17 protein-coding genes and 1 other RNA gene are annotated in these 15110 nt (G+C 57.2%); 12 read left to right on the forward strand and 6 right to left on the reverse strand.

Annotation, left to right across the window (positions count from 1 at the left end):
• The 12 genes from ACIOZM_RS29350 to ACIOZM_RS29405 all read left to right on the forward strand — a co-directional run.
• Nucleotides 1–869: LUD domain-containing protein (locus ACIOZM_RS29350; protein ID WP_401220593.1), on the forward strand; the 869-nt coding region annotated here is incomplete at its 5' end.
• Nucleotides 869–1540, forward strand: a complete 672-nt coding sequence (locus ACIOZM_RS29355; protein WP_401220595.1) for a lactate utilization protein C — start codon at nucleotides 869–871, stop codon at nucleotides 1538–1540. The genes ACIOZM_RS29350 and ACIOZM_RS29355, both read left to right, overlap by 1 nt.
• Nucleotides 1537–4356, forward strand: coding sequence for an FAD-binding and (Fe-S)-binding domain-containing protein (locus ACIOZM_RS29360; RefSeq protein WP_401220598.1), 2820 nt, complete (start codon nucleotides 1537–1539; stop codon nucleotides 4354–4356). The genes ACIOZM_RS29355 and ACIOZM_RS29360 overlap by 4 nt, the downstream gene beginning before the upstream one ends.
• A 120-nt stretch (nucleotides 4357–4476) precedes the next feature.
• Nucleotides 4477–4755 (forward strand): hypothetical protein, encoded by a 279-nt coding sequence (locus tag ACIOZM_RS29365; RefSeq protein ID WP_401220601.1) that lies wholly within the window; start codon nucleotides 4477–4479, stop codon nucleotides 4753–4755.
• 96 nt (nucleotides 4756–4851) lie between these two features.
• Nucleotides 4852–5240: a transfer-messenger RNA gene (ssrA, locus tag ACIOZM_RS29370) on the forward strand.
• A gap of 198 nt (nucleotides 5241–5438) precedes the next feature.
• Complete coding sequence (locus tag ACIOZM_RS29375; protein WP_401220604.1) at nucleotides 5439–6719, forward strand: hypothetical protein; 1281 nt, start codon at nucleotides 5439–5441, stop codon at nucleotides 6717–6719.
• 2 nt (nucleotides 6720–6721) lie between these two features.
• On the forward strand, nucleotides 6722–6919 hold the full coding sequence (locus tag ACIOZM_RS29380; protein WP_401220607.1) for a hypothetical protein: 198 nt from the start codon (nucleotides 6722–6724) through the stop codon (nucleotides 6917–6919).
• Nucleotides 6920–7140: 221 nt separating this feature from the next.
• Nucleotides 7141–7674, forward strand: a complete 534-nt coding sequence (locus tag ACIOZM_RS29385) for a pyocin activator PrtN family protein (RefSeq protein WP_401220609.1) — start codon at nucleotides 7141–7143, stop codon at nucleotides 7672–7674.
• A gap of 53 nt (nucleotides 7675–7727) precedes the next feature.
• Nucleotides 7728–7937: a hypothetical protein gene (locus tag ACIOZM_RS29390; RefSeq protein ID WP_150730176.1), complete on the forward strand. Its 210-nt coding sequence runs from the start codon at nucleotides 7728–7730 to the stop codon at nucleotides 7935–7937.
• A gap of 292 nt (nucleotides 7938–8229) precedes the next feature.
• Nucleotides 8230–9564, forward strand: coding sequence for an S-type pyocin domain-containing protein (locus tag ACIOZM_RS29395; protein ID WP_401220612.1), 1335 nt, complete (start codon nucleotides 8230–8232; stop codon nucleotides 9562–9564).
• Nucleotides 9564–9815 (forward strand): bacteriocin immunity protein, encoded by a 252-nt coding sequence (locus ACIOZM_RS29400; protein ID WP_401220615.1) that lies wholly within the window; start codon nucleotides 9564–9566, stop codon nucleotides 9813–9815. Before ACIOZM_RS29395 ends, ACIOZM_RS29400 begins: the two co-directional genes overlap by 1 nt.
• A gap of 212 nt (nucleotides 9816–10027) precedes the next feature.
• The gene (locus ACIOZM_RS29405) at nucleotides 10028–10270 is read left to right on the forward strand and encodes an excisionase (protein WP_401220617.1); all 243 of its coding nucleotides are present in this window, start codon (nucleotides 10028–10030) and stop codon (nucleotides 10268–10270) included.
• Nucleotides 10271–10335: 65 nt separating this feature from the next.
• Here the strand turns inward: ACIOZM_RS29405 and ACIOZM_RS29410 are convergent, their stop codons facing one another.
• From ACIOZM_RS29410 to ACIOZM_RS29435, 6 genes are all read right to left on the reverse strand, one after another.
• Nucleotides 10336–10875 carry a lysis protein gene (locus tag ACIOZM_RS29410; protein ID WP_401220619.1) on the reverse strand — a complete coding sequence of 180 codons (540 nt, stop codon included), beginning with the start codon at nucleotides 10873–10875 and terminating at the stop codon, nucleotides 10336–10338.
• Nucleotides 10857–11516: a glycoside hydrolase family 19 protein gene (locus tag ACIOZM_RS29415; protein ID WP_401220622.1), complete on the reverse strand. Its 660-nt coding sequence runs from the start codon at nucleotides 11514–11516 to the stop codon at nucleotides 10857–10859. Before ACIOZM_RS29415 ends, ACIOZM_RS29410 begins: the two co-directional genes overlap by 19 nt.
• A 50-nt stretch (nucleotides 11517–11566) precedes the next feature.
• On the reverse strand, nucleotides 11567–12616 hold the full coding sequence (locus ACIOZM_RS29420) for a phage late control D family protein (RefSeq protein ID WP_401220624.1): 1050 nt from the start codon (nucleotides 12614–12616) through the stop codon (nucleotides 11567–11569).
• Between the two features lie 90 nt (nucleotides 12617–12706).
• The gene (locus ACIOZM_RS29425) at nucleotides 12707–12913 is read right to left on the reverse strand and encodes a tail protein X (protein WP_401220627.1); all 207 of its coding nucleotides are present in this window, start codon (nucleotides 12911–12913) and stop codon (nucleotides 12707–12709) included.
• Complete coding sequence (locus tag ACIOZM_RS29430; RefSeq protein ID WP_401220629.1) at nucleotides 12888–13733, reverse strand: phage tail protein; 846 nt, start codon at nucleotides 13731–13733, stop codon at nucleotides 12888–12890. The genes ACIOZM_RS29425 and ACIOZM_RS29430 overlap by 26 nt, the downstream gene beginning before the upstream one ends.
• Nucleotides 13734–13742: 9 nt before the next feature.
• Nucleotides 13743–15110: phage tail tape measure protein (locus ACIOZM_RS29435; protein ID WP_401220632.1), on the reverse strand; the 1368-nt coding region annotated here is incomplete at its 5' end.

Below are 15110 nucleotides of genomic sequence, written 5' to 3' on the forward strand. Positions count from 1 at the left end.
GAGTCATGCGGCAGAAATTCTTCGAAGCGGACATCGGCGTCTCCGGTGTCAACTTCGCCGTGGCCGAAACCGGCACCCTGCTGCTGGTGGAAAACGAAGGCAACGGCCGCATGACCACCACGGTGCCGCCCGTGCACATCGCGGTAACGGGTATCGAAAAGGTCGTGGAAAACCTTCGCGACGTGGTGCCACTTTTGTCGCTGCTGACTCGCTCGGCGCTGGGCATTCCGATCACCACCTACGTCAACATGATCTCCGGCCCGCGCAAGGAACATGAACTCGACGGCCCGCAGGAAGTGCACCTGGTGTTGCTCGACAACGGTCGCAGCCAGGCCTTCGCCGACAGCGAACTGCGCCAGACGCTGAACTGCATCCGCTGCGGCGCCTGCATGAATCATTGCCCGGTCTACACCCGTGTCGGCGGCCATACCTATGGCGAGGTTTACCCGGGCCCCATCGGCAAAATCATCACCCCGCATATGGTCGGTCTTGCGAAAGTCCCGGATCATCCGAGCGCGTCATCGCTGTGCGGTGCCTGCGGCGAAGTCTGTCCGGTAAAAATTCCTATCCCGGCAATCCTGCGGCGCCTGCGCGAAGAAAACGTCAAAGCCCCGGACAGCCCCAATCAAGTGATGCGCGGCCAGGGCAGCAAGTATTCGCGCAAGGAACGCTTCATCTGGAATGCCTGGGCGAAGCTCAACAGTTCGCCGACGCTTTATCGCCTGTTCGGCTTCTTCGCCACGCGCCTGCGTGCCCTCGCGCCGAAAAATGTCGGCCCCTGGACACAAAATCACAGCGCACCGAAACCCGCCGCCCGCTCACTGCACGACATGGCCCGCGAGCATCTGGCCAAACAGGGAGATCGCTGATGAGCGCCAAGCAAAATATCCTCGGCAAGCTACGGAAAAGTCTGACCGGCACCACACCGATTGCCGACAACTTCGACGTCGAACTGGTGACCCAGCCCTACACCTACAGCGCCGAACAACGCATTCCGCAACTGCGCAAGCTGATGGAAGCGGTGCACACCGAAATCCACCTGACCTCGGCTGATAGCTGGCCTGCACTGCTCGCGCAATTACTGCGCGACCGTCAGTTGCCGAGCCTGCTGATCGCACCGACTACACCTCACGGCGAGCAAATCACACAGCACTGGGCGAACAATCCCGAGCTGCCGACATTGAAATCCTACGACCGCCCGATGGAAGACTGGAAAGCCGAGTTGTTCAACGACACCCCGGCCAGCCTCACCGGCACCCTCGGCGCAATTGCCGCGACGGGCAGTTTGATTCTCTGGCCGACCCGCGAAGAACCGCGCCTGATGAGCCTCGTGCCGCCGGTGCATTTCGCCCTGCTCAAGGCCAGTGAAATCCGCGACAACTTCTATCAGGTGCAACAGGAGTTCAACTGGGCCCAAGGCATGCCGACCAACGCGCTGCTGGTGTCCGGCCCATCGAAAACCGCTGACATCGAACAAGTGCTGGCTTACGGCGCCCACGGCCCGAAAGATCTGGTGGTGCTGATCCTGGAGGACCAATGACGCTTCCGGCTAATTTTCTGCGTGATGCGCAACAACTGATCCCCGCCGACCGGCGTTTCGACGACCCGCTATCGACATTGGCCTTCGGCACCGACGCCAGTTTTTATCGACTGATTCCGCAACTGGTAATCCGCGTCGAATCCGAAGACGAAGTGGTGGCGCTGCTGAAACTCGCGCAACGCGATCACGTCCCGGTGACCTTCCGTGCTGCCGGCACCAGTTTGTCCGGCCAAGCGATCAGCGATTCCGTTTTGATCGTGCTTGGGGATAACTGGAACGCTCGCGAGATTCGCGGCCAAGGCATGCAAATCCGCCTGCAACCGGGCGTGATCGGCGCGCAGGCCAACGCCTGGCTGGCGCCGTTCGGGCGCAAGATCGGCCCGGACCCAGCCTCGATCAATGCCTGTAAGATCGGCGGCATCGTCGCCAACAACGCTAGCGGTATGTGCTGCGGCACTGCGCAAAATACCTATCACACCCTGGCCGGAATTCGGCTGGTGCTGGCTGACGGCGCTCGTCTCGATACCGAAGACCCCGCCAGCGTCGCAGCGTTTCGCGTCAGTCATGCCGAGCTGCTGGATCGTCTGGCGACATTGGGTCGCGAAACCCGCGCCGATGCCGAACTGGCCGCAAGAATTCGCCACAAATACCGTCTGAAAAATACCACCGGCCTGTCACTCAACGCCCTGGTCGATTTCGACGAGCCTGTGGATATCTTGAGCCATCTGCTGGTCGGCTCCGAAGGCACGCTGGGCTTCATCAGCGCGGTGACTTACGACACAGTAATCGACCACCCGAACAAGGCCTCGGCGCTGATCGTGTTCCCGGACGTGGAAACCTGCTGTAACGCGGTGACGGTACTGAAAAGCCAGCCGGTATCGGCGGTAGAACTGCTGGATCGGCGCAGTCTGCGATCAGTGCAGGACAAACCCGGCATGCCGGATTTCGTACAGCACCTGTCGAATAATGCCTGTGCCTTGCTGATCGAATCCCGCGCAGCCTCGTCCTCGCTGCTCCACGAACAGCTGTTACAGATCATGGTCTCGATCAACAGTTTTCCGGTGGAGAAACGCGTCGATTTCACCGAAGACCCGCTGGAAAACGCGCGCCTCTGGGCAATCCGCAAAGACACCTTCCCTGCCGTCGGCGCCGTGCGTAAAACCGGCACCACGGTGATCATCGAAGACGTGACCTTCCCGGTCGAGCAACTGGCAATCGGCGTGAATCGCCTGATCGAACTGTTCGACAAACATTCCTACGACGAAGCGATCCTTTTCGGACACGCACTGGAAGGCAATCTGCACTTCGTCTTCACCCAAGGCTTCAACAGCCCGGAAGAAGTCGCACGCTACCAAGCGTTCATGGACGACGTGGCGCAACTGGTGGCAGTGGAGTTCGGTGGATCACTGAAGGCCGAGCACGGCACCGGGCGCAACATGGCGCCGTTCGTTGAGCTGGAATGGGGCAGCGATGCTTACCAATTGATGTGGCAACTCAAACGCCTGCTCGACCCCAATGGCATTCTCAACCCGGACGTGGTGCTCAGCGAAGATCCACAGATCCACCTCAAACACCTGAAGCCGTTGCCAGCCGCCGACGAGATTGTGGATAAGTGCATCGAGTGCGGTTTCTGCGAACCGGTCTGCCCGTCGAAAGGCCTGACCCTGAGCCCGCGCCAGCGCATCGTGATCTGGCGTGACATTCAGGCGAAAAAACGCGCCGGCATCGACACCACCGAACTGGAACAAGCCTACGAATACCAAGGCATCGAAACCTGCGCCGCCACCGGTCTGTGTGCGCAACGTTGCCCTGTAGGCATCAACACCGGCGAACTGGTGAAAAAGCTTCGCGGCCGACACGCCACCCATACGAAAACCGCCAACTGGATCGAAGGAAATTTCGCCACCACGCTGCAAGGTGCGCGATTCACTCTGCATGTCGCCAACGGCGCGCGAATGCTGCTGGGCGCACCACGTCTGGCGAAGCTTTCGGCGACCCTGACACGCCTGTCCAAAGGCCAGGTTCCGCAGTGGTCCAATGCGATGCCTCAGCCGGAAAAAGCCATTCGTTTCAACCCGAGCGTGACGGACGAGCGACCGCGCGTGGTGTATCTGGCGGCATGTGTTTCGCGAGTAATGGGCCCGGCAGCAGGCGATAAAGAGCAGATGTCGTTGTACGACAAAACCCGTGGCCTGCTGGAAAAGGCTGGTTACCAAGTGGTCTTTCCCGACAATCAGGACAACCTCTGCTGCGGTCAGCCATTCGCCTCCAAAGGCTACGCCGAACAGGCCGAACACAAGCGCCAGGAACTGATCAGCGCCCTGCTCCACGCCAGCCGTGGCGGGCTCGATCCGATCTATTGCGACACCAGTCCCTGCACGCTGCGATTGGTACAGGATGTGGGAGATGTGCGTCTGGACCTGTACGACCCGGTGCGCTTCATCCGTACGCATCTGCTTGATCGACTGGTCTTCACACCGCAGGAAGCACCGATTGCCGTGCATGTGACGTGCAGCACCCAGCACCTTGGCGAAAGTCAGGCGTTGATTGATCTGGCGCGCAAGTGCAGCAACAACGTGGTGATCCCGGAAGGCATTCATTGCTGCGGGTTTGCCGGTGACAAAGGCTTCACCACGCCGGAGCTGAACGCCCATTCGCTAAGGACTTTGAAGGATGCCGTGCAGCAATGCAGCGAAGGGATTTCCACCAGCCGCACCTGTGAGATCGGTCTGACGCAACATGGCGGAATCGACTACCACGGGCTGGTCTATCTGGTGGACCGGGTGACCCGGGCGAGGCCTGCTGAAGAAAAATAGAACCCTTGAGTTCGACTGTAGTCCACAGAACAACCCCGACTGATCGGGGTTGTTCTTCCATTTGGTTGCCCGTCCTGACGGCCAGCGAAGTCTGGACCCACTCGGTTCAAGGAGATACACATGAAACGTTCTGTACTGTTAGGTCTGTTCGTTACTGCATCGATGATGGCTTCCAGCTCGTTCGCCGCTGGCAAACCAGCCGATCTGTGTGATGCCAATATCCAGACCATTAATAATATGAAGGGGCAGCTGTCAGCGTCGCCAGACATGAGTCAGCGTGCTGAAACCAGCGTGGCAAAGGCTCAAGCACTCAAGGCTCAGGGCAAGATCGACGACTGCGTTGCGGAAACCTCGCAAACCATCCTGGAACTGCGCAAATCCACCGGCACCAACAACTGATCGATGCCGCGGCCAACCTTCCGGTTGGCCTTGCCGGCCGATTGGCGTACACTGCGCAGGCTTGTTGCTCAAACAGATGTACTGAGCAATGAGTTCGGGGCCGTTTAGGATTCGACGCCGGTTGCGAAACTTTAGGTGCATGCCGAGTTGGTAACAGAACTCGTAAATCCACTGTTGCAACTACTTATAGTTGCCAATGACGACCAATACGGTGTTGCTCTCGCTGCTTAATTGCAGCTGACAATGCTCCTGGTACCTTCGGGTCCAGCAATCATCAGGGGATGTCTGTAAACCCAAAATGATTGTCATATAGAACAGAATCGCCGTGCAGTACGTTGTGGACGAATCGGCTAAAACTTACACAACTCGCCCAAAGCACCCTGCCCGTCGGGTCGCTGAGGGTTAACTTAATAGACACGGCTACGCATGTAGTACCGACAGCGGAGTACTGGCGGACGGGGGTTCAAATCCCCCCGGCTCCACCAAATAAGCGTTACAAATCAGGCACTTAGCGTTTACCGCAAGTGCCTTTTTTGTGCCTGAATGGGTGGTTTTGGCTCGGTTATGCCAGCTTTATGACAGCCTCAAATTAACCCATCGGCTCCAGTGGCATGGCTAATGTCTTGCGACTACCCTCATGCTGTTCAATGGCGGACGCCCGGCCAGCCTTAGAGGGGAGTGGGATGACAGCTGAAATCGCGATTATGAGTAGAACTGCCGTCGTGCTCGCTGCGGATAGCGCGACGACGGTCACTTCGTGGAAAGATGGACTGCAGGAACGCCGGTATTTCAAAGGTGCGAATAAGCTTTTCGAATTGTCCCGATCAGCTCCGGTTGGCCTGATGATCTACGGATCAGCGTCACTGCAAGGAGTTCCGTGGGAACTCGCAATCAAATCATTCCGGGAGGACTTAGGGGAGGAACAGCACGATCGTCTCGAAGCTTATCCGAAGCGATTTTTTGACTTCATTGAGCACCACGAAAAGCTTTTTTCTGAGCAGGCTCGTAACCAGGCGCTGTTCAATCTGATCGGCTCAGCAGCCTATCGCATGCAGAAAATGGTATCTGATCAGCATGAATTGGACAGTCTTGCTGGACTATCTGCGCTTTCCACGGCGCAGGTCGATCAGGCGCTCGACATTATAGAGGCGACCGTGGACGAGATGCCTCTACACGCGCTCATTACAGACGTGGATATTGCCAACGCTATTGCGAAAAGCTCTACTTCATTTATCGAAGCCGCACCAGAATCGTTAATAATTTTTCAGAACCAGCCAGACCGCGCGAGCTTAGTGCCAAAGTTCGTCAACACGCTAATCAAATACGCAGTCAAAGACTTTATCAATTTTTCAGATCGCACGGGCGTGGTCATCGCCGGCTACGGCAAAGACGATTATTACCCCTCACTTGAGGTTTTTGAATGCTACGGATTTCTGGGGGATCGTTTGATATTTTCCCGCCAAGACCCCAGAAATATGGATGCCGAATCTCCGGCTGTGATCCAGCCATTCGCGACCACAAGCATGATCGATACCTTCAGGATGGGGGTAGCACCTGATGTTTTTGGAGCTGTATTCGACTCCACGAGTCTGGCGCTTGCAGATTTCGGACGAAAGGTGATGGAGGAGTGCGGCACACCAGACGCTGTGCAGTCAGAACGTTTAGCCGAGCTAGTTAAGGAAGCGAGGGATGGGCACACGGACAAATGGTTCCACAAAATCCGAAACCAGCATTTCTTTCCTTTGTCGAACATTATACATTCGCTTCCCTTACCAGATATGGCTGGGTTGGCGAAAAGCCTCATTGAGCTAGAATCACTCAAGGAGCGTGTAACCAAACCGAGCGAATCAGTTTCCGGCCCTATCGACGTAGCGATCATCAGCAAGCATGATGGTTTTGTGTGGATCGACCGCAAACACTATTTCAAACCAGAACTTAATCCGCGTTTTTTCAAAAGGAGCTGATAATGGAGAATGCAATGAGCTTTTTTAGCTCCACCCGCAGGCATGACGAATTGCTGTCAAGCGCTCGTGCCTCTCTGCAAAGCGAGAATCAGCAAATCTATCCGGCGCCGCTCAAAGAAAACCGAGATTATGAGATGCTGCTCAAGCGACTCGATACCAAGCCTAGCCCTCAAGAGATTCTGTCCGCCTACTGCGATTGACAACCAAGTTTCGAAAAGAAAGCCGCTTGTTAGCGGCTTTTTTTGGTCTGAATATTGATCAAGATCAATGCGTGATGACTCGCAGGCCTGGCACGCCTGAAGCGCGATCAGTCCAGGGTCACCGGTGTCGGTGATGGCGGTAATTCTTCATGCATGAGTTGCAGCGAATGCAACAAAGGATGATTGTATGAACACGCCGGAGCCGTGAGGACTGGATTTTGATGAACACCCTTCTTTTTCTAATGGTTCAGTATGACGGCCAGGTCATTGTTCCTATAGATCGCGTCTGCGCCGATTACTTTTCCCATTTAACGCCTGAAAAACTGAAAAGTAAGGTCGCGGCCGGCCAGATCGACATTGTTGTAGTTCAGATTGAAAACAGCCCGAAAGCTGCACGGGGTATTCATATCAAGGACTTAGCCGATTACCTAGACGCTCAGCGACGCACAGCCAAAATGGAGCACGAACGCCTTATGGGGCGCGCGCCAAAATATTCGCGCAGTGAAACACCAATTGAACGACTCAATCACAATGAATTGACTGAACCGACTCAACAAACTGAGCCTTTCGAGCAGATGACTCAGTTCTTACGAATAGCTGAGGTCAAGCGAATTACAAGTTTGAGCACTAGCGCAATTTATAAGATGATAAATGAGGGAAAATTCCCAAAACAAGTTAGCCTGGGTGATCGAGCGGTGGCATGGATCAAGTCAGAGGTTCGAAGTTGGATCGATAACAGGCCTAGAAAATCATAGTTTAATACTCCGCACCTTAACTAATCTGATTTCTTCGACCGAGGAGAAAAATGATGCTTAATTCTGACCTGCTCCCTTCCCTGCTTTTCAAGATCAACGAAAACCAACTCGCCCTCGAAGCGGCCATCATGGAGCTGTCGAACTGGGTCGAACAGCGTGGCTCTGCCGAGGTTGCCGAAAACGTGCGCGGCGCACTCTGGGCAATCGACAAGAATGAAGAGTTCATCAAGATGACCTTGGCTTTGTTGATGGCGCCGGACTGAAAGTTCGCGCCACCCACACGTCCAGCTCACCTCGCAAACTCAGTCAACGAGCCGAGGCTTTTGACGAAAGTTTGGCACGCTTGCAGCGCAATCAGTCACGATCACCATTGTCGGTGATGGCGATAATTCGTTGAGCATGCGTAAGGGTCAAGTCGGGTTTGATCTAGCCTCAGTCGGCACGTTGCTGGCGCAATACCAAAGTGCCTGCATTCAAACTCGCCATCCATAGCGGTAACATCGCGCTCCGATTTGCTTCGGGACGAAAAACCTCAAGGACGAACAAGGATGTTGCATGAGTGGTTATGTTCCAAACCCGCCGAAGGGCTATCGCAACCAAGGCGTAGAGCCTGTTGATATCCATGCCCAGCGTTGGGCTGAGTACAAAGACATCCCTCCAAAGGAACACTCCAAGCCCAACCTAGTGGGCTGTGTATTCGCGAAAAGCTGTGATCTCCCTGACGGTGTAATCGATTACAAAAAGCCATCCGGTTTTATTCCTGTTGAGAAAATTGCAAATTTCGGCGAGTTCGCGATTCTCGGCGGCCGTAAAACTGATGCACAAGGAAACATTCCCCTCAAGAAAGTTAGCGGTGCGCTACCCGCAACACTAGGAACACTTCTGCTGGGCGGAGCTGCTACTTCGGCTGCGGGCGTGTCTTGCGGTGGACTGTGCAGTGCTGGTGCTGCTGTTGCGACAGGAAGCGCCGCAACCGGTGCAGGTGCTGCTGGCGGTACCAGCATCGTCACTGCCGGTGTAGCGGCTGGTGCTTTGGCGGGTGTCGTTGCATTGTTGTGGCCTTCGAGCCTGGGTGATAGTTCTCTGTACACCGAAGAACAGCTTCAATCCCTAAGAGAAGGCCGTACTCGAGTTCGAATACATGTCGAACAGCAGGCTGATGGCAGCCTGAAGGGATATGGCTACAACACACAAAAGCGCACTGACTGGGAGATGATTCCAGTGGTGCACTTCGTTGAGCAAGGTTCTCAGCAGGTGGCGGACTTCGGTGAGGGGATAACTCTGATATGGACACCAGCAGTTGACCCGTCCACCAGCTCAGGCACTCCCGCATTAGAGGGCGCACCACAAGCCCCTCAGATCTGGATTTATCCGCCAACCGAGCAGGCCGATAACATCATCGTCAATCCGATCTATCCGCCCGAATACAAGGATTTCATCCTGGTATTCCCTGCCGACTCTGGTGTGCAGCCACTGTACATTGTGATGAGTGTCAGGAATTCACCAGGCGTTGCAACAGGGCAAGGTGAAGACGTGACGGGCATTTGGCTTGCCGGAGCCAGTACGGGACTCGGAGCCCCTGTGCCCTCGCAGATTGCCAATCAGCTTCGGGGGAAGGAATTCAGCAGCTTTGATGCTTTCAGGAAAGCGTTTTGGATCGCCGTAGCGAACGATCCAGAACTGAGCAAGCAATTCAGCTCTCGTAATCTGTCTGGCATGGCAAAGGGATTGGCTCCTGCGGCTCCCAAAATAGAGCATGCAGGAAAACGAATTGCATTCGAACTGCATCACGTAGAGCTAATTAAGGAGGGTGGCGCCGTGTACGATTCTGAAAACTTGCGAGCTGTTACGCCACGGCGCCATATCGACATACATAGAGGGATTGAGTGATGGAACTGAAGAGTAATCTTGCCGAGTACACCGAACAGGAATTCAAAGCTTTGATTGAAGCTATCGACGACGCGGATACGGAAGAGGTTCGGGGCGAATTGGTAGAACACTTCAACAAGCTCGTACCTCACCCAGCAGGTAGCGATTTGTTGTTCTACCCAGAAGACGGAGCGGATGACTCACCAGAAGGCGTAGTGCAGGCAATCAAGGAGTACTGCCACACCCATCACTTACAGAGCTTCAAAGTGTAGGATTCACTCCGTCCGCTATTTTCTATTTCGGTGCTGACACTTCTTAGCGGGCTACAGGCCGAAAAATGCGTCTTTGTGATAGGCGGAGATGGCCACCCAAAAGTATTGCGTCAGGTTGTTATCAACTGCCTCGGCGGCCGGTCAGGGGAAAAAAAGCTCCTGAGCTCAGACACAAGTAAATCCATTATCTCGCCCTACGGGGAAACGCCATCATGAGTAAATTGACTCTTGCGGAATGGGCTGAGGAACACTTTAGAACACCTCCCAGCCCCAACACCCTGCGCAAATGGGCCCGCGAAGGACGAATCAAACCAGCTCCCATCAAGCATGGTCGTTGCTACTACGTGGAGCCTAGCGCGCGATATTGCGAGCCAGAGAAACGTGATCCCATCGCTGGTGGCAGCCTAACTGATAGAGTATTGGCGGGCAGAAAGGCTGCCATGGAAATATCATGAACACACTCAGCCACTCGTGATGTGATGATTTAGTGCTAATGCTGACAGATTAGCTCGGGCTGCGCCTATCGACCAACCTCCCTTGCATACGCCTGACAGGCCCGCAGCGCAATCAATCCTCGATCGCCGTCTCCGGTGATGCCGACAATTCTTTGAGCATGCGCTGGGTCAAGTTCGGTTCTTGTGCCTCCATGAACCACGCCGCCGGCGCTGGTGGCGGTTGGCACCCCGTCAGCACCACCGGAGCCGGGGATGGCGGCAAGTAGGACTGACAGCCGGACATCAGCAGTGGCAAGGTGATCAGACAGGCGTTGCTGAGCTTTTTGCGCATCGGATAGATCCTTGTAATGGGTTTGGTCGTTATCTTTCAGGCGCTGCTCCAGCGCCAGGCGCTTATCCTGCTCAATCACCAGCGCGCCCACCGATGCCTCGGCGGCCGCCTTGGCCACGTCGGCGGACTGGCGGGCCTGCTCGGCCAGCGCGTTACCGTAACGCCAGCCCTGAATCACCCAACTGCCGGCAGCGCCGGCCCCGGCGATCGACAGCAGTACCAGGGCGATCACCCACGGCCGCACCGGTGCCGGAATCAGATCGAGGACTGACATAACACCGCCTTGGCCTTGGCCCACAGCTCGCGTCGATCGGCCAGACCGGCGCTGGCCACGTTGATTTTCCGGGTGATGCCGTCGAACAACCCCGCGTCGGCCAGATCGTTAAGGCCCCGATCCCACCAGTACCAGGCCGCCGACAGCGCGGCATATTCCGGCTGCTCCAGCAGCTCGGGCCGCTCGAGCAACGGCAGGCCGAGTGCCTTGCCGCACAGGCGGTAGTTGTCGCGGCCGGTGATCTGGATCAGGCCCCGCCCGCGATAGCGGTAGCCATCGCCCGAGGCCTCGGGGCCGTTACCCATGCGATCGGCATAGACGCGATTGGCCAGCTTTTCCGAGTTTTGCAGATAAGCTTTTGCGGCCTCGATCTCGACCGGATCTGCTCGGCCGTTACGGTTGTCATCGAAACCCGACTTGAACAAGCGCGCGACGCGCTCGGCGTCCCGGTAGTAGAGGCTTTCCGACAGCTTGATCAGCTGCTGCGACTCGTGCCCGCACTGGGCGATAAACGCCGCCTGCCGCACTGGCGAGGTGATTCGAAAACGCACCATAGCCGCCTCAAGCACGGACACAAAAACGCCCGCGACAGGGCGGGCGTTGGGGAGGATTTGCAGCAACTGCTGCTGACTGATGGACATACCAAACTCCAGACATAAAAAAACCGCACTCAGGCGGCGATGGGATGCGGCTACTGCTTCTCGATGTTCACCACCTTGAGTGGTGGTTTCGGCCCTTTCTTTTTCTTGCCCTTGGATTTACCGGCTTTGCCGGCATTGCATTCGACCGTGGTGGACCAGCCAGACTGGGTGAACACCTGCTCGACCGAATCAGCCAGGTATTCACCATCAAGCCCGACCTTGAACCCCTGAGCGATGATGGGGCGCTCGGCGAAGATGTCCGTGCGACCGGGCATCTCAAGCCGCACATCGGCGGTCGAGCGGTTGAACGCTGACAGACGGGCCTTGGCGGCCGCTTCAGCAGCGCCCTTATCTGGGTAGATATGACGGTCGGTATGCACTGCCGGCAGCCCGTCCGGAGCGTCATCATTGTCGATGGTAACCACCGCGAGCTTGCCGTTCTTTTTGTCCTGATGTTTGGTGGCCACGGCCTTGTGCGAGTTGCGATCTCCGAGGCTGAATTGCCAGCGGCTGATGTCGCTGCGCGTCAGGGTGATGGCGCCGAACGACTTGCCGCTGGCAGTCTGGCCACCTTGGCGCGGCATCACCAATAGCTTGCCGTCGGCCACCTTGGCCGTGCAGTCGTATTGCTTGGCCAGACGAGTGATGAAATTAAAATCGGATTCGTTGAGCTGATCGACGCGGGCGACCTTGGTCGACACCGGGCACACTGGTTGCCAGCTATTGCGCGCGGCGATGTCGGCCACGATCTTCGACAGCGGCACTTCTTCCCAGCTTCCGCTACGGATGGTCTTGCCACTGCCACGCATGTCGCTGGCCTTGCCCTTGATCACGATGGTATCCGGCGGACCGGACACTTCGACCGTATCCACGGTATAGCTGCCCATGCGCGCCAAGGACGTTTCGGCATAGCCTAGGTAGATCTCGATGGCGCTGCCACGTCGTGGCAATTTCACCTGACCATCACGGTCGTCGATACGTAGTTCAAACTCATCGGACTCCATGCCCGGCTTGTCAGAGGTGCGCAGCAACAACAGCCGATCATTGATCTTGGCCGTGACGACGGCCCCATCGGCGACGATTCGAAACATCGGGGTCATGAATTTTTTCCGAAAAAAAACCCGCCGAGGCGGGTTCTGAAGGGGATGTAGCTGCAAGTGCTTCAAGGGCTACACGTTGACTATAGCTGATCAGTTCCAGAGCGAGACGCCCTCCTCTATCGGGCTGGGCAGATCTGGCAGGACGATGATCACGCCCAACCGGAACGGCTGAGGCTCATCGGCCAGCCCCTGATTCGCATCGAGCACGGCTTCGACGCTGCCATTCAAATGGCCGTAAACGTTGTTGCAAATGACATCGAGCATGTCGCCATCAGACGTCCTGCATGTCGTCGCCATAGCGCTCAAACTCCAAAGTGAAACCCTGTTTGCGAGCAATCCCGCCGTGCAGCAGCGCGGACTGTTCCTCGTTGATGTTTTTCAGACACCACGTCCCGATCACCTCGCCATAGCCCGTGGTCAACGTCAGCGGCTGCAGCCTGGCCCCGATGGAACGCAGGGTGTCGAGCTGCTTCAACCCACCCTTGAAGCCCGGGTAGATCGTGCCCTTGAGGGTCAACTTTTCATCGCCCATGCCGATGGCCTGCTTCGCCGGCCGACGCGTCAGCCGCTCCTGCGAAGCCCAGCGGAATTCGGTCGACCGGCTCAGCTCATCAAACGCCGCCGTGTCCAGGTTGAAGTAATACGGCTCAATCTTCGGGTCGCGCGGCTGGATGATCATCAGGTGCGGGAACGGCTTCACCGCCTCCGGTGCCGGCGTGGCATCCACGGCAAAGGAACTGGTGGGCACGATGTTGGCCAGCGACGGACTGACCTTGCCGGCAATGTTGTTGATCGCCGTGGCCGCCTTGCCCGCCTGTTCCTTCAATGTACCCAGCCGCTCCTGCACTTCGGCCGCCGCCCGAGTGGCGCGACCATACACCGCCACCACCTGGCCGACCTTGGCCTGAGCCGCATCGACGCCGCGCATGACCCGCTGAAGCTTGGCGCCGATGGCCGGGCCGACAAACGGGATGTTTTCCAACTCGGACGCGGCGCCGGTCAGTTCGCGAATCGCACCGTTGACCGGCATCAGCGTGCCGTCCGCACTGCGTCGCCCGGTTTCAGCCGCTTCCACCAGATACTTCAGGCTCGATTGCATGCTTTCCATATAAGCCATGAGGCCTCCTTACACATGGGGTTCGTCGTACAGCTTGGCGGCATTCTGTTTCGCTGCGCCTTCCATCATCCGCTGCATGTGCGGCATCAGATCCTGTGCCAGGCGCTGCGGATCTTTCACATCGCCCTGCACCGTGACCGGCATGCTCAGTGAATATTGAAACTGCTGATCCACCTTGGCCGGTACCGGCTTTTCCGCTTCCTTGGGTTGGATGGCCAGTGCCGCCGATTTAAGCGGCGCCGTTACCGCCATCGAGCGTGCGACGTCTCCCAGCACCGGACCGTGCTGAGCCGCTGATACAAGCATGAGTGGCGTGGTCGGTACCGGTGCCTTAGCCACTTGCTCGGGCTTTTCGTCTTCGCCACCAAACAGCGATTTACCGAGGGAGCCCCCCAACGCCGCGCCGCCCTGACTGCCGAGGTAGGCACCGATCAAGCCGCCGATGGCCGTACCAATGATCGGCACCACCGAACCAATGGCGGCCCCAGCGGCGGCGCCGGCCATGGTTCCCGCCAGATTGCCGGCAGCGGCGCCATAACCCTCGGCCTTTTCATCCTTGGTCTTGGCGTTTTGAAAGGTTTCAAAAGCCATCGCGCCGGACTCCAGCAGCGTGCCGCCAGGAATGACCTTGGCTACCTTTCCGACCTTGCCGACCGCTCCTGCGACGGTGCCGAGCTTGGACAGCGCACCACTTGGAACGGACGGGACTGGTGGCCGTGGGATCGAAACAGGCGGACGCTGGATGGGGACAGGCGGACGAGAAACCGGAACGAGTGGACGAGGCGCAGACGAACGAGGCCCCCTTTGATTAGGCAGTGACCGACGCCGAGCACTACGCCTTGACCCGCGTCCACGTCGGCGCGACTCGCCCGACGCATCCACACCGCCCCCGCCCCCCATAGCGGCGGCATTGACGACGAAAACCTTTTTCACGCCGTCATTACCTGCGTCAATTCCAGTACCAAGGCCACTGCCTGTTGCCGCTTCCTTCACCTGCGAAACGACATCCATGCCACCCCGTGATCCTCGGGCAAGGTTTATCAGTCCCCTGCTGATCTTGATCGTGCTGAAAATGCCTTTTAAGGCGATCAGTCCCGCTCCGACCGTGGCGATACCACCGACGACCCCGGGCGCGCTGTCAGACAGCGAGGTGATGCTTTTGGTGACCTTGGTCAGCGCCTCGGCGACGGTATCCGTGACGGGACGTAGCGCATCACCGATGCTGCGCATGGCGTCGTCCATCGACTGAGCCATCTCGGCCCACTTCTGCGACGACGACTCACGCCGCTCGGCAAGGTTCTTGTCGAGAATCCCGGACGCCTCACGCGAATCGTTTTTTAGCTGGGTGTACAGTGCTTTGTTCTGCATGTAGGCCGA

Source organism: Pseudomonas sp. NPDC087346 (assembly GCF_044744235.1).
Taxonomy (GTDB): domain Bacteria; phylum Pseudomonadota; class Gammaproteobacteria; order Pseudomonadales; family Pseudomonadaceae; genus Aquipseudomonas.